This window comes from Streptomyces sp. bgisy100, assembly GCF_057709105.1.
On record NZ_JBYITE010000006.1, the window covers coordinates 110,846 to 130,535 of the forward strand.

General features: G+C 72.8%; 10 protein-coding genes. 7 read left to right on the plus strand and 3 right to left on the minus strand.

Translation table 11 applies throughout. From position 1 onward, the window contains the following. The first annotated feature begins 689 nt into the window (after nucleotides 1-689). Nucleotides 690-2,000, plus strand: a complete 1,311-nt coding sequence (locus AC3EQ1_RS06410) for an RICIN domain-containing protein (protein WP_432093290.1) — start codon at nucleotides 690-692, stop codon at nucleotides 1,998-2,000. A 179-nt stretch (nucleotides 2,001-2,179) separates the two neighbouring features. Further along, nucleotides 2,180-2,458, plus strand: a complete 279-nt coding sequence (locus tag AC3EQ1_RS06415; protein WP_432093291.1) for a hypothetical protein — start codon at nucleotides 2,180-2,182, stop codon at nucleotides 2,456-2,458. A 159-nt stretch (nucleotides 2,459-2,617) separates the two neighbouring features. On the opposite strand, the gene AC3EQ1_RS06420 is transcribed toward AC3EQ1_RS06415, so the two are convergent. Continuing rightward, nucleotides 2,618-3,301 carry a hypothetical protein gene (locus AC3EQ1_RS06420; protein ID WP_432093292.1) on the minus strand — a complete coding sequence of 228 codons (684 nt, stop codon included), beginning with the start codon at nucleotides 3,299-3,301 and terminating at the stop codon, nucleotides 2,618-2,620. Nucleotides 3,302-3,573: 272 nt separating this feature from the next. On the opposite strand from AC3EQ1_RS06420, the gene AC3EQ1_RS06425 reads away from it, so the two are divergent. The 4 genes from AC3EQ1_RS06425 to AC3EQ1_RS06440 are packed head-to-tail and all read left to right on the plus strand — an operon-like array spanning nucleotide 3,574 to nucleotide 17,214. Then, the gene (locus tag AC3EQ1_RS06425; protein WP_432093293.1) at nucleotides 3,574-4,974 is read left to right on the plus strand and encodes an MFS transporter; all 1,401 of its coding nucleotides are present in this window, start codon (nucleotides 3,574-3,576) and stop codon (nucleotides 4,972-4,974) included. Nucleotides 4,975-5,000: 26 nt separating this feature from the next. Continuing rightward, nucleotides 5,001-8,474, plus strand: a complete 3,474-nt coding sequence (locus AC3EQ1_RS06430) for a type I polyketide synthase (protein WP_432093294.1) — start codon at nucleotides 5,001-5,003, stop codon at nucleotides 8,472-8,474. Between the two features lie 47 nt (nucleotides 8,475-8,521). After that, nucleotides 8,522-15,472 (plus strand): MupA/Atu3671 family FMN-dependent luciferase-like monooxygenase, encoded by a 6,951-nt coding sequence (locus AC3EQ1_RS06435; protein WP_432093365.1) that lies wholly within the window; start codon nucleotides 8,522-8,524, stop codon nucleotides 15,470-15,472. Next, nucleotides 15,469-17,214: a condensation domain-containing protein gene (locus AC3EQ1_RS06440; protein ID WP_432093295.1), complete on the plus strand. Its 1,746-nt coding sequence runs from the start codon at nucleotides 15,469-15,471 to the stop codon at nucleotides 17,212-17,214. Before AC3EQ1_RS06435 ends, AC3EQ1_RS06440 begins: the two co-directional genes overlap by 4 nt. 228 nt (nucleotides 17,215-17,442) lie before the next feature. Here the strand turns inward: AC3EQ1_RS06440 and AC3EQ1_RS06445 are convergent, their stop codons facing one another. After that, nucleotides 17,443-17,871, minus strand: a complete 429-nt coding sequence (locus AC3EQ1_RS06445; protein ID WP_432093296.1) for a PPOX class F420-dependent oxidoreductase — start codon at nucleotides 17,869-17,871, stop codon at nucleotides 17,443-17,445. An 88-nt stretch (nucleotides 17,872-17,959) separates the two neighbouring features. Beyond that, a complete protein-coding gene (locus tag AC3EQ1_RS06450; RefSeq protein ID WP_432093297.1) occupies nucleotides 17,960-18,763 on the minus strand; it encodes an alpha/beta fold hydrolase in 804 nt (267 codons plus the stop codon). 252 nt (nucleotides 18,764-19,015) lie between these two features. Here AC3EQ1_RS06450 and AC3EQ1_RS06455 point away from each other — a divergent pair, with 252 nt between their 5' ends. After that, entirely contained in the window at nucleotides 19,016-19,522 is a 507-nt protein-coding gene (locus tag AC3EQ1_RS06455) for a GNAT family N-acetyltransferase (protein WP_432093366.1), read from the plus strand. Nucleotides 19,523-19,690: the final 168 nt, after the last annotated feature.

Consider the following 19,690-nt stretch of genomic DNA (forward strand, 5'->3'; position numbering starts at 1 on the left):
GGGCAGACCCAGCTGCTTCCGGGACCCTTTCCTCCGCGCTCTTCCCGGTCGCGAACCTCACATCCCCGTGCCCTCGCGCCCGCCTCGCCGACGAAGAGCCGTCGCCCGAGCGTCAGTCACCTCCGGCGAGCGTCAGTCACCTCCGCCCGACGGCCGTCGCCCCGCGCCGGAGCCGCCGTACCGTCCTCGTGACCCGCGGACCCTCCCCGCGAGCGCCGGGCCGCGGACACCTTCACCTCACCACCCGGACACCTTCACCTCACCACCCGGACACCGTCCGTTCCCTGGATCCGCGAGTCGTGCTGCCGTCTTGCTGCTGTCCCGCACCACGTCGGCGAGAACCCTGGGCCAACCCAGGGGAACAGCAGCCCCCCGTCCGCGTTTTCCCTGCCCAGGTGGGGGATGTGAGCACGTCCCGCCCGACGGCTCGACTTGACGCGGGAGTCCCGGAGGATCAATCTCCTGACCAAGAGTTCGAGGGAACCCTCGCAGCTCCGTCGACGCGGGCAGCTCCGTGCCCGGCCGTCGGCGCCCGTCCGTGCACCCGTCTCCCCATGTGAAGGTCCCATCAGCGACATGCACCGCCCATCGAGCAGCCCGGTGTGTCCGCACCCGCTGCGATTAAGGGTGCCGACGTCGCCCCTCACCCCCGCAGGACCTGTACGTGACCCACCCGCACGAGGAGACCCGTGTCCGACCCCTTGGCCGCGCCCGATGACTCACCCCTGTCGCAGGCCTTCCGCGAGCTGTCCGAAACGATGCGGACGACCCTGGCGAACGCCGTTCGCGACCATGCCGACAGCGAGGCGCCGCTGCTGGAGCCGGGTACCGACGCCGACTCCCCGCTGGCCCTCGCCCTGGACGGGCTGTACGAGGCCTATCTCCGGGCCTATGCCACGCGCTCGCGCAGCCGGACGTGCCGGCACCTGACCGCGGTCCTGGGGGACACCGTCCGCAACGGCAGCTCCACCCGCTCCCAGGACTTCGACGAGCACGCCGACACCTGCGAGAACTGTGCCCGGGCCCGGACCGACATCGTCGCCATCCGCACCGGGGAATACACCTTCCTCTCGGCACTGCTGTCGGCGGACACGGCCGACGGGCCGTCGGCCGTGTCCGCCGCACGGAAGGTTGCCGCCTCGAAGTCCTCGTCCCAGCCGGCCCCGCAGCCCAACAGGGCGTGGCCGGTCGGGTTGTTCGGAACCTGGGACGCGGGCCGGCGGTTCCTTCCCGCCACACCGGCGGGTCTCGCCGCGGTCGTGGCCGTCGCGGTGGTGCTCACCACGGTGGCCGCCGTGGGCGTCACCGTCCACATCCTGACGGGTGACACCCCCGCGCCTCCTGAGCCCCTCGCCCGGGAAACCTTTCCCGTTCCCGGGACGACAGCTGCCGCGCCGACCGCTACCCGCACGGTCTCGGTGTCCCCGAGCCCCACTCCGAGCCGCACCACGGCCGAGCCGCGGGAACGCCGGAGCAGCAGTCCGGCCGCTGAGGCCGTCGCCTCCTCCGCCTCGCCCACCGCTCCGGCAGGGTTCCAACTGGTCAACCGGGCGACGGGCCTGTGTGTGGGGATCGTGGGCGCCGCCAAGGACGAGGGCGCCATGCTGCAGCTCCAGACGTGCGACAGCTACGAGGCGGCACAGCGCTGGAGCCGTGCCGCGGCGAGCCAGGGCAACACTTACGCACTGCGGAACACGGGCAGCGGAAAGTGCCTCGACGGGACGTCCGGTGGGGGAAACGTCGTCCGCGTGGTCCAGCAGGAGTGCGCTCCCGCCGAGGGCCGTCCGTCCCAGCTGTGGACCTTCCAGCCCGAACCGGATTCCGCCGGCTACCGGTTGCTGTTCGTTCCGCAGGTCAGCGACACCGACTATGCCTCGCATCTGTTCGGACCCGAGGACTGGCACGAGAGCAAGCCGCCCGGGAAGGGCACGTACCTGGCGCACCAGCCGAATTACTACAACTCCGCGAGCTTCGTGTTCATCATGCGCGACGGGGCGTGACCGGAATTCCGGCCCCGGCCGGTGAGTGACGGGCGAGGCTTCGCGGAAGTGGCGGGGCCTCGCCGGCACGGTGGCCGATGCCCTCCCCTGCGGCTGAGGTGGAGGGGCCGGGAGCGCGGTTGCGGCGGCCCGCGATCGGCGCACACTGGAATATGACGGCTCACCGGAAGGATGACGCCATGGCCACCATTCACCAGCCCACAGAAGTCGAAGCCTCCGCCATCGAGGTCTACCGTATCGAGCTCGACGACGACGAGCAGAAGGAGCTCATTGCGGACCCGGAGAAATTCATCAGGGGCCTTCTGGAGCGGGATGGTTACACGGTCAACCGAGTGCTGATCGATACGCGTATCGGGGACGCAAAGGGCTGTCCCGGAGGGTCCTACGAATTGGTCCACCTCCTCTCGCCTCCCCACCGGCGCTCCGATCACGCCCTGCGCTGCATTCCTCTCAAGTGACGCGGATCCAGGGTTTCTTCCTTGCCGGGCGGGCGGGGTGACGGTGCCGCAACTCTTCGGGGTGCGGCACCGCGGTCTGTGGTGACGGCCGGGAAGGCGGCGGTACCGGTCGTCTTCCACCCTGGGACATCGCTTTTTTTTGGTGCCTGGTGGCGACTGCTACGCGGAAGGTCGTCCTGACACCCCCAGCACGTCCATCAGGTGGTGCCGGGCTTGGGCGTGTGCCTCCTGAGCATTGAGTGTTCCTGCGTCCAGGTTCAGAACATGCCACGGGGTCCGTGCCAGGAGACGACAGGTCAGGTCAGCCTCGAAGCGGAGATGAGCGGCTGCCGACGCGAGGTCATGAACAGCCGCAGTGCCAGGGGAGCCGGCGAGTTTCCGCACGTACCAGTCCTCCCAGGCATCGCCTTCGCGCTCGACTGCGCGCCGCAGCGCCGTCTCCGGATCGTCGTGGACGTATACGACGGTCACCTGGGCCGGTTCCACGGCCCGGGCCAGCTCTTCCATGACGTGGACGAGAGTCCCCTCGTCGTGGCCCCATGCCACCAGGGACGGAACGAACGGCAGAAGGGCATCGGTGACCAGGTAGTCCTTGCCCGCCGCGAGTGACTCCGCGACGTAGGCGCGAGTGCACTCGACCAAGGTCGCAGGCTGGACGGCGGCAGCCCCACCAGCGAACTCTTCAGCCACGGGCCGGAAGGCCGACCGTGTGAGAATGTCGGCCTCCTCGAAGTGGTCGACCGATGCGCCTGCACTGGTAAGCCAGTGGGCCACCGCACGGCACAGAGTGGACTTGCCGACGCCAGGGCTACTCCCGATGACGGAGATGAGATGCATGGTCATGGCGGCAGTCTTGCACCCGTGCGAAGTCCTTCATCCGGTGAGGGCGTCGGCAGCCGGCCGGGCGTCCGGGCCGAAACGGAATCCTCCGTTTCCGGCGGCGCCCCATGCGGATTCGGCCAGCCAGGCTGAAAGTGTGTGGTTTCTCGATGCCCGATGTTCGAGATTGCGCACGGAAGTGACAGTTTCGTTGTGCTTCTTGGTTGATGCGTGCCAACATGCTCAAGGTTGTTGATCACTGCTCACCGGACAGCGGGTGCAAGGGGGACATTGGCGTGCGCCACTTCAGGATTCTGGTGGCTGCCAACGGAATGTCCGCGTACGGCAGTTATCTCAATCTGGTGGCGCTGAATGTATTCGTCTACCACCTCACCGAAAGCGCCTTCCTGGCCGGCCTGTTCATGGCGGTCCGGCTGCTGACGAGTGTGGCGGCCGGATTCGTCAGCGGAGCGCTCGTGTCCCGGGTGGACCGCAAGCGGTTGATGATCGGCGCCGACCTGTCGCAGGCGACGGCTCTCGTCGCCATGCTGCTGGCACCCGAGAGTGTGGACCTCGCGGCGCTGTTCGGGCTCGCGCTGATCGCGGGTACGTGCTCGACCCTGTCGCAGGTCTCGCTGCGGAGCAGCATCCCCGAAATCGTCGGGGCGGAGCACCGGGCCAAGGCCAACGCCAGTCTGGTGACGGCCCGTTCACTCGCCATGATCGCCGGATTCGCCTCCTCCGGTGTGGTCGTGTCGGAGTGGGGCTACACGGCGGCCTTCGTGCTGGACGCCATCACCTTCACCGTCTCCGCGCTGGTGCTGTCCCTGCTGCCGATCAGGACCCGCGCCGAGGCATCCGCGCCGGAGGGGCCGGAACCGGCGGAGGGCACCGGAAAGCAGCGGTGGGCCGCCCTGGTCCTGCTGCGCTCGATGCCGCTGGTCGCCCTGATGATCGCCGTCCGCGCCGCCGACGGCCTGGGCTCCTCCTCGCACAACGTCGCGCTGCCGGTCTACTCGGCCGGCCTCGACCCGGCCGACCCGGCCGTCTTCATCAGCCAGTTCTGGGCGACCTGGGCCCTGGGCAACATCGCCGCCCAGGTGGTGCTGGAGCGCTACGTCAAGAAGGCGGGACGCACCCCCGGCGAGCGGGTCTTCGCGCTCGGCGCCTGTGCGATGTCGCTGATGTTCATCCTGGTCTTCTCCGGCCTGCCCACCCCTCTGGCCGTCGCCGTGGCACTGCTCGCCGGAATGGCCGACGGGCTGACGGAGATCGCGTACGTCTCCCGGCTGCAGAGCACCCCGGACGAGCAGCGGGGGCGGCTCTTCGGGCTCTCCGCCTCGGCCGAGAACGCCGGCTTCGGCCTCGGCATGCTGGTGAGTGCCGCCCTGCTGGAGCGCTTCACGCCGCTCCAGGTCGTGGCCGCCTTCCACGGTTCGGCCATCCTGCTCTGCGCAGGGCTCCTCGTCCTCCTGGTCCGGCGCGGTGCCGGACAGCGCCGCGGCGGCGCGGCTTCCGATGGGCGGGAGCCCTCGGAGGCGCGCGGTCCGGACGGCCGGCAGCCGACGGCCGAGGCGTCCGGGGCGGCACCGCCGGCCCCCGAGGACCGCAGACCGGACCGCGCGTCACGGAGCGCCGCGACGGCCGGGGCGGCCGCGCCACCGGACGCCCGCGGCCCGGACAGCGAACGCACCTGACCCCGACCCGGAAAGACCCCACGGTGATGGCACTCCCTGACGACCGGCGTGTGGCCGTGATCGGCCTGTCCTTCCGCTTCCCGGGAGCGGACACCCCGCACGACTTCTGGCGCCTGGTGCGCGGCGGGGAGAACCACATCCGGCGGTTCACCGGGGCGGAACTCGCCGCCGCCGGCGCGACCGCCGAGGACTGCCGGTCACCGGAGTTCGTCGGAGCCAGCGGTGTCCTGGAGGACGTCGCGTCCTTCGACGCGCCGTTCTTCGGGATGAGCGCCCGGGAGTCCACGCTCACCGATCCGCAGCAGCGGATGTTCCTGGAGTGCGCCCACCACGCGCTGGAGAACGCCGGCTACCCCCGGGAACGCGGGGGAGCCCGTACCGGTGTCTTCGCGGCGACCGGCTACCTCCTGTACTCCCTGCACACCTATCTGCTGAACAACGTTCTGCCGGGGCAGACCGGTGACGACTGGGTCACCCGGATGCAGACCACCGTCGGCAACTACGCCGACTTCACCGCCACCCGTACCGCCTTCCGGCTCGGTCTCACCGGCCCGGCCGTCAACGTGCAGACGGCGTGCTCCAGTTCGCTCGTCGCCGTGCAGCTCGCCGCGCAGTCGGTGGTCACCGGGGACTGCGACATCGCGCTCGCCGGCGCCGCCGCGGTCCATGTGCCCCAGGCCCTGGGCTACCGCTATGTGAAGGGATCGATCCTCTCCAAGAGCGGCCGGTTACGCCCCTTCGACGCCGGGGCGGACGGCACCGTCGGCGGCATGGGGGTCGCCGCGGTGGTCCTCAAGCGGCTGGACCGCGCCCTGGCCGACGGCGACACCGTCCATGGCGTGATCCGCGGCTGGGGCGTCCTCAACGACGGTGCGGACAAGGCCGGGTTCACCGCCCCCACCGTCTCCGGCCAGCACGCCACCATCCGCCGGGCACTGGACGTCGCGGGAGTCGGCGCGGAGACGATCGGCTATCTGGAGACCCACGGCACCGGCACGTTCAAGGGCGACCCGATCGAGTTCGAAGGGGCGCTGCTCGCCCACCGGGACGACACCGACCGGTCCGGGTACTGTGCGCTGGGCTCCACCAAGGCCAACATCGGCCACCTCGACGTGTGCTCCGGCCTGGCGAGTCTGATCAAGACGCTGCTGGTGCTCCGTCACGGGGAGATCCCGCCGATGGCGGGCTACTCCCGGCCCAACCCGGCGCTGCCGCTGGACGGCAGCCCCTTCTACATCCCCACCGAGGTCCGCCCCTGGCCGGAGCAGGACGGCCCGCGGCGGGCGGGGGTCACCTCGCTCGGTGTCGGCGGCACCAATGTCCACCTCGTGGTGGAGCAGGCCCCGCAGCCCACGCCGCGGCCCGTCGGCACCGCACCGGCCCCCGGCCTGCTGCTCGTCTCCGGACGGAGCCGGGAAGCACTCGTCGCCAACGCGGAAGCCCTCCGCGACCACGTGCGTGCCCACCCCGGGGCGGCCGTGGAGGACGTGGTCACCACCGCATCCGCCGGCCGCTCCCACGGACGCCACCGCCTCACGGTCCGCGGAACGGATCCGGCCGCGTTCGCCGACGCGCTGGACGCCTGGCTCGCGGAACCGGACGCGGCGACGGACACGGAACCGCCAGGGTCCACCAGCGGCACACCTGCACGGGCCGCTGTGGCCACGGAGGTTCCGGCCGGCACCGCGGCGGACATCGCCTTCCAGTTCTCCGGCCAGGGCAGCCCGTACCCCGGCATGGCCGTGGACCTGTACGAACGGTTCTCCCCGGTGCGGGACGCCCTCCGCCACTGCGACCGGCTTCACCGGGACCTGTACGGCACGTCGCTGCTCGACCCGCTGCTCGGCACCGTCCGGCCGGATCAGCGGCCGCTCGCCGACGGGCCGGGCGGGATCTGGGACACCGCGACCGTCCAGCCCGCGCTCTTCGCCCTCCAGTACGCCGTCGTCCGGCTGTGGCAGGCCGCCGGAGTGACGCCCGCCCTGGTGGCGGGGCACAGCGTCGGGGAGTACGCCGCCCTGTGCGCGGCCGGTGCCCTGCCGGTCGAGGACGGTCTGCGCCTGGCGGCCGAGCGCGGCCGGCTGATGCAGCGGCACTGCGCACCGGGCGGGATGGTCGCCGTGCTCGGAGACCGGGAGACGGCGCGGCTGTTCGCCGCCGAGGTACCGGGAATCTCCCTCGCCGTGGTCAACGGGGAGCGCAACCACGTGCTGGCCGGGGACGCCGACGCGGTCGACCGGCTGTGCAAACTGCTGGCCGACCGGGGGCAGCTCCATGAACGGCTGCCGGTGGAGCGGGCCTTCCACACCGCCCTGATGGAGCCCGTTCTCGAGCCGCTCCGGGCCGTCGCCGCGGGCATCGTTCTGCGGCCCACCACCGTGCCGTTCCTCAGTGGCGTGGACGGCCGGCTCCACCCGGCCGGCTGGACGCCGGACACGGAGTACATCCTCCGGCAGACCCGGGAGCCGGTGCGCTTCGACACCGTGCTCCGGGGGATCGGCCGGCACGGACCGGCCGCCGTACTCGAAATCGGCCCGCACACCACCCTGAGCGGGCTGGCGCGCCGTGCCGTCCCCGGCCTCGCCGCCGTACCGACGCTGCGCCGCGGGGCGGGACCGGACCCCCTGTGGAGCGCCGCGGCGGCCCTGCACGGGGCGGGCCGTGACATCGACTGGGAGACATTGCTGGAGGGCTGCGGGGGCCGGCGGATTCCGTTGCCCGGCTACCGGTTCCAGCACAGGACCTATTGGACGGGTCCGGAACCGGTACTCGACCGGGCCGGGGCAAGTGCAAGGGCAAGCGAGGGGAACGCAGTGGTACAGAACAAGGCATCCGTCGAGCGGGTGCTGCGGCACGTGATCGAACTGAGCGCACAGCATCTCGGGTACGAGCAGGACGCCATCTCGGCGACGACCTCCTTCTTCGATCTGGGTGCCGACTCGCTCCAGATGATTCAGGTGCTGCGCGAGCTGGAGGAGACCCACCGGGTCAAGGTCTCGATGCGCGAGCTCTTCGAGGAGGCGAGCACACCCGGCCTTCTCGCGGAGCTGATCTCCGACCGCGCCGGGGCCGGCGCCGCCCCGGACGGGGCCGGGCACCCGACCGCCCGGCCGTCCGCGGAAGCGGACGCGCTCTCCACAGCCTCGCCGGTGGCACCGGTGGCACCGCTGAACGGGGAGAGCACGGTGGTTCCGGCCCCCGCTCCGGAGCCCGTTGCTCCTGCCGTCCCGGCGTTCCCCTCCTCCGGAGCGTCCGCCGAGCCTGCCGTTCCCGTGGCCGCCGAGCCCGCCGCATCCGCCGAACCGGCGGCCGGTCCCGACGGATCCGCCGCGCCGGTGACCCGAGCCGAGCTGGAGAACCTCGCGCGTCAGCTCCAGCAGCTCACCGGCATCCAGCGCACCATGCTGGTGCAGATCTCCCAGCTGACGCAGCTCCTCGCCGAGCGGCAGCCCGCCGTTCAGCCGACCGGGGAGCTCACCGACGGCCGGGTGCAGCGGTGACCGGGCTCGGGCGGATCTCCGCAGCCATCGAGGACGACCTCGCGGCGATGGCCGAGCAGTTGTCGGCCGCCCTGCCGCAGCCCGCCACTCCCGCCTCGCAGCCCACCGCTTCGGCCTCGGGACCCGCCGCTTCGGCCTCGGGGCCCACCGCTTCGGCCTCGGGGCCCGCCGCTTCGGCCTCGGGGCCCACCACTTCGGCCTCGCGGCCCGGTTCCGCTGGGCCGGACCTCGGCGCCGCGGTGCCGCAACAACCCGCCACCGAGCCCGCCGCCCCCGCACGCGGGCAGGTCGGCCCCCGGATGACGGTCTCCCGTACCTCCGGCATGGCGACGGAGGGCGCCGGCGGATCCCGCCGGGCGCACGTCGACGACCTCGTCCGCCGCTACACGGCCAGGACCCCCACCTCGAAGAAGCTCGCGGACCGCTACCGGCGGGTCCTCGCCGACAGCCGGGCCGTGGTCGGATTCCGCAGCAGCACCAAGGAGATGCTCTACCCCATCGCGGGCCGGCGGTCCTCCGGTTCCTCGCTCGAGGACGTCGACGGCAACCGCTACGTGGACATCACCATGGGCTTCGGCACCCTGCTCTTCGGCCACGAGCCCCCGTTCGTGCGAGAGGCGGTCGGTGAACACCTCGGCCGCGGCATGCAGTTCGGTGCCCGTAACGCCGAGACCGGTGAGGCCGCCGAGCTGCTCGCCGGGCTGACCGGGATGGACCGGGTGGCGTTCGCCAACTCCGGTACGGAGGCCAATGCCGCCGCGATCCGGCTGGCCCGCGCCGCCACCGGCCGGGACAGGATCGTCACCTTCCACGGTGCGTACCACGGCCATGCGGACAACGTCCTGGGCCGTTCCTCGCCGACGGCCGACGGCCGCCTCACCGTCCCCGTCTCCACCGGCATCCCGCGCAGCGCGGTGGCCGACCTGATGGTGCTCGACTACGGCCGCGACAGCAGTCTGGAGGCGATCGAGCGGCATGCCGCCGACATCGCCGCGGTCGTCGTCGAGCCGGTGCAGAGCCGCAACCCCGCCCTGCGGCCGGTCGAATTCGTCCGCCGGCTGCGCGAGGTGACCAGCCGCCACGGCATCGTGCTGCTCTTCGACGAGATGCTCACCGGCTTCCGGCCGGCCCAGCGCGGCGCGCAGGAGCTCTACGGCGTCACCCCCGACCTCGCCACGTACGGCAAGCTGCTCGGCAGCGGTTTCCCGATCGGCGCCATCGCCGGCCGGCCGGACATCATGGACGGCATCGACGGCGGCTTCTGGCAGTACGGGGACGACAGCTACCCGGAGCGGGAGACGACCTTCTTCGGCGGCACCTACATCCAGCACCCGGTGTCCATGGTGGCCGCCACGGCAGTCCTCACCGAGCTCCAGCAGCAGGGCCCCGGCCTCCAGGAGCGGCTGAACGCCCGCACCGACGCCCTGGCCGCCTCCCTCAACGCGTTCTTCGAGGCCGAGGAGTTCCCGCTGCGGATGCGGCACTTCGGCTCGATGTTCCGCTTCGAGCACCAGGCCGACATGGAGCTGCTCTACCACCATCTGATGCTCCGCGGTGTCTTCGTCTGGGAGTGGCGCAACTTCTTCCTCTCGACGGCCCACTCGGACGAGGACGTCGCGTTCCTCGCGGACGCCGTCCGGGAGTCGCTGCGCGAGCTCCGCCGGGCCGGCTTCTTCACCGGCACGGGCCGGCGGACCGCCGCCTCGACGGGCGGCAGCACCCGGCGGCCGGTCACCGCACCCGGCGCCCCTGCCGGTGCGTCCCCTGTTGCCGCGTCCCCCGCCACCGTGATCCCGGCCGACGCCTCGGTGACCCGTTCCGAGGCGGCTCCGGCCGGGACAGCCGACGAGGCGACCGCCCCGGTGGGCACCGGAGCGTCGACGACTCCGGCCGCCCCGGCCCGCGAACGCGCTCGCACCGTCGCGCTCAACACCGCGGCCGTCCGCACAGCGGCCACGGCGACCGCCGCGACCGGGACCGCCGACTTCGGGACCGCCGCGACCGGAACCGCCGACGGGCGGACCGCAGACGGGGAGAGCGCCGTTCCCGGACGTTCGGCGTCCGGCGAAGCGCCCCCGCGCACCACCGACTTCAGCCTCTACTACTTCGGCGACTACCCGCAGGACCACGCCACCCGGCACGGCAGGTACGAGCACATCCTGCGCACCGCCCGCTACGCCGACGAGCACGGCTTCCATGCGCTGTGGATGCCCGAGCGCCACTTCCACGCCTTCGGCGGTCTCTTTCCCAACCCGGCCGTGCTCGCGTCCGCCCTCGCCCGCGAGACCAGCCGCATCCGGCTCAACGCCGGGTCCGTCGTCCTTCCGCTCCACGACCCGATCCGGGTCGCCGAGGAGTGGTCCATGGTCGACAACCTCTCCGGAGGCCGGATCGGCATCGGCTGCGCGAGCGGCTGGCACGCCAACGACTTCGTCTTCTTCCCCGACCGGTACGGGCGCCACAAGGAGACGATGTACGAACAGGCCGCCCAGGTACGCCGGTTGTGGCACGGCGACGCGGTGCGGCGCCGGACCGGCGACGGGGACCAGGACATACGGATCTTCCCCGCGCCCGTCCAGGACACGCCCCCGATGTTCACCGCCGTGGTCGGCAACCCGGACTCCTACCGGCTCGCCGCCCGGCACGACCTGGGCATCGTCACCAACCTCATGGCGCAGAGCGTCGAGCAGCTCGCGGAGAACATCGCGCTCTACCGCCGCACCCGCGCCGAGCACTCCCTCGACCCGGACGCGGGGAGGGTGGCGGTCCTGCTGCACACCTACCTGCACCCCGACCACACGACGGCCCGCACCGAGGCCTACGGCCCGCTGTCCCGCTACATGCGGTCGTCGCTGTCGCTCTTCGGCGGGTTCAGCAACAGCCTGGGCCACCGGGTCGATCTCGCCTCGCTCAGCGAGGACGATCTCGACACGCTGTTCCGGCGCGCCTACGGCCGCTACTGCGACCAGCGGGCCCTGATCGGCACCGCGGAGACCGCCGCTCCCGTCGTGGCGGCGGTGCGCGCCGCGGGAGCCGACGAGATCGCGTCGCTCATCGACTTCGGGGTGGCCCCCGGCGCGCTGTACTCGGGCCTGGCGGAGCTGAACACCCTCCGGAGCACCGTCCAGCAGCAAGAGCGGACGGAGCAGCAACCGGGCCGGACGGAGCGGCACCCGGAGCGGACGGAGCGGCAAGTGGACCGGAAGGAGACCGCGGCCCGGGAACAGGCGGTGACCGGCGGGCCGCGGCCGGCGCACCCCGCACCACAGCCCGGCACCGGCACCTCGCCGCAGTCCGGCACCCGCGCGGAGCCGGCTCCGGAGCCCGGCACCGACGCACGGCCGGCCCCGCCGCCCTGTGCCGGAACGGCCGAACAGCCCGGCATCCGCACCCCGCACCCCGCTGCCGACGCCGCCGCGCGGGCCGAAGCCGCCGCACGCGCCGACCTGGCCCATGAGGACGACGCACCGCTCTCCAGCGGCCAGCAGCGCATCTGGTTCCTGGAGCGCATGCTGCCGGGCCGGACGGCCTACAACGAGGTGGCCGCGATAGACCTCGACGGCCCGCTCGACCTCGACGCGCTGCGCACCGCGCTCGACCGCCTCGTGGCCCGGCACGCGAGCCTCCGCACCGTCTTCCGGGAGACCGGTGGCGAGCCGCGGCAGGTCGTCATGCCACCTGTCCCGGCCGACTTCGAGGTCCTCGACCGCCGGGGCGACGAGGCCGCGGTCCGCGCGGTGCTGACCGCCGAGAGCGCCCGCCGCTTCGACCTCGCACAGGGCCCGCTGTTCGTGGCCCGCCTGGTCACCACCGCCGAGGACCACCACGTCCTCGTCCTCTCCATGCACCACATCGTGGTGGACGCGGCCTCGGCGACCGTCCTCGCCCGGGACCTGTCGGCCTTCTACCGGGCCGCCACGACGGGGACGCCCGACGCCCTCCCCGTCCTCACCCGCCGGTACACCGACCACGTCCGCACCCGGCTGGCGGAGCAGGACACCCCCGACGTCCGGGCGGACCTCGCGTACTGGACCAAGACTCTGGGCGGCACACTGCCCGAGACACAGCTGCCGACCCGCGGGCCCCGGCCCGGAATGATGACCTCCAACGGCCGGGCCGTCTTCCGCACCCTCGACAGCGGCCTCTCCGAGCAGCTGCGCGCCCTGGGCCGCACCCATCGCAGCACCCTCTTCATGGTGCTGCTCGCCGGCTACGGGGCCATGCTGAGCCGGGTCACCGGACAGCGGGACATCATCATCGGCACACCCGTGTCGGACCGCCCCCGCGGCACGGAGGACCTGGTCGGCTTCTTCGTCAACACCCTCGCCCTGCGCCTCGACCTGAGCGGCGATCCGGACTTCGGCACCCTGCTGCGCCGGGTGCGCGGTGTCGCCCTCGACGCGTACGACCACGCCTCGGTGCCCTTCGAGGACGTGGTCCGGGCCCTCGGCCCCAGCCGGGGAACGGACCGCACCCCCGTGTTCCAGGTGATGGCGGAGTTCGAGAGCGACGAGCCCTTCCGGTTCGATCTGCCCGGGGTCCGCGCCACCGCCCTGGAGGCCGGCCCCGACAAGGCGCTCACCGACCTGACGGTGTACTTCACCGACCGGGCCGAGGGCATCCGCTGCCACATCGAGTACAACACCGACCTCTTCGACGCCGCGGCGGTCGACGGGTTCTTCGACTCTTTCCAAGGCGTCCTCGTAGCCGCCGTCGACGCCCCGGACACCCCGCTGTCCCGTCTCGCCGCCGACCTCCCGCGCCCCCGCCCCGTCCCGGACGTGGACGAGGGCCACGGCCGTGCCGTCGCCGCGCACGGGGACCGCACCCGCCCGGACTCCGGGAACGGGAACGTCTCCGCGGGGGACGCGGTCCCCGGAGCCTGGGAGAACGGCCCGGTCCATCCGGTCGACGCGACCACCGTCCACGAGCTGGTGCTCCGCCGCGCCGCGGAGAATCCGTCCCGCACGGCCGTCGTCTGCGGCGGGTCGGCCCTCAGCTACGGGCAGTTGGCGGACCGGTCGGCCCGGCTCGCCGCCGCCATCGGGGAAGCGGTGGGGGAGGCCGGGCCGGACGGCGTGGTCGCGCTGTGGCTGCCCCGCTCCCCGGATCTGATCGTCGCCATGCTCGCGGCGCTCCGGGCCGGATACGGCTATCTGGCACTGGACCCGGCGATCGGCCGGGCACGGGCCGAGTCCGTGCTCGCGGGGTCCGCGGTGCGGGCCGTGGTGAGCGACGCGACCCACACCGGCACCGCCCCGCCCGCACCACCGGCCGGCGCGGCGCTGCTCGACATCGCGGACCGGCCCCGCAGCGCCACCGCCACCGGCGCTCCGCTCTCCTCGACCGGTCCCGGCGCGGAGCCGGCGTCCGCAACGGCTTCCGGGCCGTCGGAAAACAGCGCCGACTCGCTCTGCTACGTCGTGCACACCTCCGGAACCACCGGACCGCCGAAGGGCGTTGCCGTCACCCACCACAGCGTCGTCAGCCTGTGCCAGTGGTACCGCCGCCGCTTCGGCCTCCGCCCCGGCGACCGCAGCGCGCTGGTGTGCAGCCAGAGCTTCGACGGCTCGGTCCTGGACATCTGGCCGGCCCTGACCACCGGCGCGTCGGTGGCCGTCGCCGACGACCGGACGCGTCTCGACCCGGTCGCCCTGGCCCGCTGGTACGGGACGTGGCAGGTCACCCACTCCTTCCTGCCGACCGCCCTGGGCGAGGCGGTGACCGGCCTCGGCCCGGACCGCCGGCCGATGAGCCTGCGTCACCTGCTGGTCGGCGGGGACGCCCTGCGCAACCGGCCGGCGGCCGGCACACCGTACGAGGTCGTCAACATCTACGGGCCGACCGAGACCACCGTGCTGTGCACCACCACGACCGTCGAGCCGGACGGGGCACAGGGCACGCCCATCCCGATCGGGCGGCCCGTCGACAATGTCCGGCTGAGCGTCCTCGGGGCCGCGGGGGAGCCCGTACCGGTGGGCACGGTCGGCGAGCTGTACGTCGGCGGGGCGGGCCTGGCACGCGGCTATCTCGGCCGCCCCGAGGAGACGGAGCGCCGCTTCGTCACCCTGCCGGGACCGGACGGCCGCTGGTACCGCACCGGCGACCTGGTGCGCTGGACCCCGGAGGGCGTCCTGGAGTTCCACGGGCGGACCGACGACCAGGTGAAGATCCGCGGCTTCCGGGTGGAGCCGGAAGAGGTCACGCGCATGCTCGCGGAGGCGGCGGACGTGCGGGAGGCCGCGGTGCTCGCCCGGCGGAACGCCGCGGGGGAGGCGTACCTCGCCGCGTTCGTGGTCCCGGCCGGCACCTCGCCGGAGACCGAGCACGAACAGCAGCGGTGCGCCGACCGGTTGGCGGACCTGCTCGCCGACCGGCTCCCCGAGTACCTGGTACCCCGCGCCTGGGCCGTACTGCCGTCGTTGCCGCTCACCGGCCACGGAAAGCTGGACCGCGCGGCCCTGCCCGCCACGCCACTGGTGACCGGGCGGCCCGGAGCGGCCCGCTCCGCGACTCCCGGGCCGGGCCGGCCCGGTACGGATGCCGCACCGGATCCCGGACCGGCAGGGGTTTCCGGACCGCCGGAGGCTTTCGGACCCGCATCGGATTCCGGGCCGTCGGCGGATTCCGGGCCGTCGGCGGATGATGAACCGGGAACGGCCTCCGGAGCGGCGGCGCGCCCCGAGCGGGCGGCACCGAACGAGCCGACGCCTCCGGCACCGGACTCCCTGGAGACCCGGCTGCGGGAGCTGTGGGCCGCCGAGTTCGATGTCGAGGTGGACACCATCGGCCCCGACACGTCGTTCTTCGACCTCGGAGGCCACTCGATCACCGCGATCCGCCTGCTCAACAGCGTGTGGGAGGCGCTGGGCACGGAGTACCCGATGGCCCGCTTCTACCAGGAGCCGACGGTACGGGCCATGGCGGTGGAGCTGGCCGGGCCGCAGGAAACCGGACGGCCTGCGGAGCCGGAAGCACGCGTCGGAGGCCTGCTGTGACGCCGAGCAGGACCTCGATCGCCATGGCGGAGAAGGAGACGAGCAGGCCGGCGGGTGCCGGCATGCCGGACGTCGGTCTGCCGGACAGGGCTGCGGCGGACACCGGCACGCCGGACCTCTGCACGCTGGAGGGGCTGTCCCCGGAGGACCTCCTCTCCCGGCTGGGAGCGCTGGGCGTGCGCCTCGGCGCCGAGGGCGACCGGCTGCGCTACGACGCGCCGGCCGCCCTGGCCGGTCCGGCACTCCTCGGGCTGCTCCGGCGCCACAAGCCGCACCTCCTGGCCCTGCTCACCGGTATCAGGCCCGGGGCAAGCACCTCCGGAGCAGCCGCTCCGGGGTCGGATGTGCTCGGAGGGCCCGCTTCCGGGGAGACCGTGCCCGAGATCGAGACGGTCGCCCCGGCCACCCTCCAGCAGACCGGCTTCATGACCGCGCACTACAGCCATCCGATGCCGCAGGTGCTGAACGTCGCCATGCGCCTCACCCTCACCGGCGCGCTGGACGTGACGGCGCTGCGCACCGCCCTCACCCGGCTGGTGGCCCGGCACGAGTCGCTCCGGCTCCGCTTCGCCCGCGGGAGCGAGGACGCCGATACGTGGCGTCAGATCGTCCTGAACCCCCGGCCCGTACCGCTCCCGGTCGAGGACCTCACCGCCCTGGACGAGCGGGCCCGCGCGGACGCGGTGGACCGGATCGGCACGGAGCTCGCGAGCACGCCCATCGACCCCGAAGCCGGAGTGGCGCCGGTGTTCCGGCTGCTCGGGCTGGGGGAGTCCCACTGGGTGCTGATGTTCTCCCTGCACCACTCGACCTGCGACGGCTGGGCCGTCAGCGTCCTGCTGCGGGACTTCGCCGCGCTGTACACGGAGGAGGCGACCGGTGTCCCGCACGGTCTCGACGACCCGGCCCCGCGCTCCACGGCGTACGTGCGATGGCAGCAGGAGCACTCCCGGCTGCGCGCCGACGAGCGCAAGAAGGCGTACTGGGCACGGCAGTTGGACGGGGCTTCCTTCCGCCTGGAGCTGCCCACCGACCGGCCCCGCCCGGAGCGGTTGAGCGGCCGGGGCGACACGGTCGTCTTCACCGTTCCCGCCGCTGTCCGTGCCGGTGTGGAGGCCCTGGCCCGCCGGCGCGGCACCACACCGTTCGCCGTGACCGCCGCCGCCCTGGGCACGCTGCTCTGCCGTCTCTCGGGCCGGCCGGACGTGCTGCTCAACGTCCCCTATGCCAACCGCGAGCGCCGGGAGTTCGAGACGCTCCTGGCCTGCACGGCGTCCTCGATCCCGCTGCGGATCCGTGCGGACGGCAGCCGGTCCTTCACCGAACTGGTGGAGGGGACCGGCCGGGACGCGATCGCGGCGATCGACCACCTGATGCCGATGTGGGAGGTCGCGAAGGCGGTGCGGGAGAGAACGACGTCCGACATGCCCGACCGCATCCCGGTGGGCTTCCACTACCAGAGCTCGCTGGAGCTGGAGATCGGACTGCCGGGGGTGGGCGTGGCGGTCGACGACCTCGCGGCCCCCGTGGCCCGCGGGGAGTTCGGCTTCGGCCTGATCCCCACCGGCGACGTGCTGATGGGCTACATCGGGTACTCGACCGACCTGTGGGACCACGCGCCCATGGAGCGGCTGGCCGAGTCCTACGTCCGCCTGCTCGCGGACTCCGTCCGGGGCGAGGACGAGCCCAGGGAGAGGACCGGGGACCGGGCCGCGGTGGCCGGCGCCCTCGGCGCGTCCTGACCGGGAACGTCGCGGCGACGAGCGGCCGCGCCCGCGGAGGCACACCTCGCGCGGACGCGGCCGGCCCGCCGGAAGGGGCCGCCGGAGCCGCCCCGAATCCGGCCGACCGCTCTCGGGCCGGAGAGGGCCGGGCAACTCCTCAGGGCCGACAGACCCGTCAGAGCAGCCCACAGCCCCCTCAGGGCCGCGGCTTCACGGCAACGGACCCTCCTCGACCCTTCGGGGCCGTCAGGCCTCCTCCGGGCGCCCGAACGGTTCGACACCCACGATGCGGCGCACCCGCAGCGGCTCGATGAACACGCTCACCCGCCGCTCCTCGGGGAGCAGCCACTCGTACGGCGTCCCGAGGTACTTGTCCGCCAGCCGGTCCATGTCCCGGTCCGCCTCCTCGCCTTCCACGAAGCGGGTGACGCGGCCATGGATCTGGACGCGGTCGAACGGGTTCTCATGGTCGGCGTGGGAGAGACACACACGCGGGTCGTGACGCAGGTTGCGCTCCTTCACCCGGCCCACCGAGGTGTTGAACCAGGGGGTGTCCCCGTCCAGCCCGACCCACATGGGGCTCACATGCGGCGACCCGTCCGGGTTCGTGGTCGCCACGAACCAGACCGCCGCCGAGGTGAGGCGCTCCCGAATGTCCTCCGTCAACTTCCGCACGTCGTACCTTTCATGATGGTGCTCAGTGGCCGTCACCGGCCGTCCGTACCCACCCTGCCAGGTCGCCCTGGAGTCGGTTGACGCGGGATCAGATTCCGGGGCCGTCCGCGGTGCCGCTGTGCTCCATGAGGAAGTTCAGGACGAGCGGACCGGCGACGGCCCGGAACTCGTCGAAGTACGCGTGCCGCGCTCCGGCGATCAGCTCCAGCCGGGCACCCGGGATGCGCTCCGCGAGCAGGGACGCGTTGGCGGTGGGATTGAGGAGGTCGTCGCTTCCGTGCACGACCAGCGTGGGGGCACCGATGCCGGGGAGCACGTCCCATGCGTCGTGGCCGTTGCTCGCGGCCAGATGCCGACGGCGGGCGTAGGCGGGCATGGTGGGGTCGCCGAGCGTGGTGCGGGGACCGGGGTGGGCGGCCGCCCAGGCCGGGGTGTACATCAGGGCGAGCAGGGCCTGCCGGGCCGCCGGCTCCGGCCGGGCCAGTGACGCGCGCACGTCCCGGTCGCGTTCGATGCCGTGCCGGCCGCCCGGTGAGGTGCAGCCGAGGACCAGTGCCCGGACCCGGTCCGGATGGTGGGCGGCGAGACACTGGGCGACCCGGCCGCCCATGGACGTGCCGTAGACGTGAGCCCGGTCGATCCCGAGGTCGTCGAGTACCGCGAGCGCGTCCCGGGCGAACCCCTCGGTGCTGTACGGCTCGTCGGGCTTGTCGCTGTCGCCGGTGCCGCGGTAGTCGAGGGTGACGGTGCGATGGGTTCCTTCGAAGTCCTCCCGGACACCGTCCCACCAGTGGTGGGAGTTGGCCTGGCCCGCCAGCAGAACGAGCGGGTCACCGGCCCCGCGGACCTGGTAGGCGATGCGGACCCCGTCCGCGCTCACGGCGTGCGGCACAACGTGTCTCCCAACAGTGCGAGTGCGGGCCCAAGTATCCCCGGCTTCCCCGGTATCCCCGATTCCGCGTTACCGTCGCCGGCCGGGTACGGCTCTCCGCTCCGACACCTGCGCGCGGGACTGCGGACCGCGCGCAGGTGTCGGCGGCTCGCCCTCGCCGGCCGGCCCCTGCTCCCGCGGACCTCCCGTGCGCCGGGGCGCCGCCGGTGTTCGGCGTGGCCTTGCGGTGGCGTAAGGTCCCTGGTCGTGACCGTGCTGCGTGGTGCCTCCGTCGTCCTCCGTCCCACCGCACCCGACGACGTTCCCGCGCTGGCCGCGATCAGGGCCACCCCCGAGGTCCGTGCCCGGTGGAGGGGCGAGGACGACCTCGGAGCGGACGTCGCGGCGGACCTTGAGGACCCCGACGTCCATCCCTTCACCGTCGAGCACCAGGGGCGCGTCGTCGGCATGATCCAGTGGTACGCGGAGGAGGAGCCCGACTACCGGCACGCGGGCATCGACATCTTCCTCGCCCCCACGGTGCACGGCAGAGGCCTCGGCTCCGACGCCGTCCGCACCCTGGCACGGCATCTCATCGACGACCACGGCCACCACCGGCTGGTCATCGACCCCGCCGCCGACAACACCGCCGCCATCCGCTGCTACGAGAAGGTCGGCTTCCGGCCGGTCGGGATCATGCGGCAGTACGAGCGCGGCGCGGACGGCACCTGGCACGACGGACTCCTGATGGACCTGCTGGCCGCCGAACTGGTGCGCTGACACCCTGCGCAGACCGCAGACCGCAGACCGCAGACCGCAGACCGCAGACCGCAGACCGCAGACCGCAGACCGCAGACCGCAGACCGCAGACCGGAGACCGGACCGCTCACCGCCCCCCGGGTCCGGAGCCGCACACGCCGACCCGAAGCTGCCGGGAGCGGGGCCTGA

Excerpts from the sequence above, each read along its gene's own strand:
- AC3EQ1_RS06415 (WP_432093291.1), top strand. The coding sequence starts at position 2,180 with ATGGCCACCATTCACCAGCCCACAGAAGTCGAAGCCTCCGCCATCGAG.
- AC3EQ1_RS06420 (WP_432093292.1), bottom strand. The coding sequence starts at position 3,301 with ATGACCATGCATCTCATCTCCGTCATCGGGAGTAGCCCTGGCGTCGGC.
- AC3EQ1_RS06430 (WP_432093294.1), top strand. The coding sequence starts at position 5,001 with ATGGCACTCCCTGACGACCGGCGTGTGGCCGTGATCGGCCTGTCCTTC.
- AC3EQ1_RS06435 (WP_432093365.1), top strand. The coding sequence starts at position 8,522 with ATGGCCGAGCAGTTGTCGGCCGCCCTGCCGCAGCCCGCCACTCCCGCC.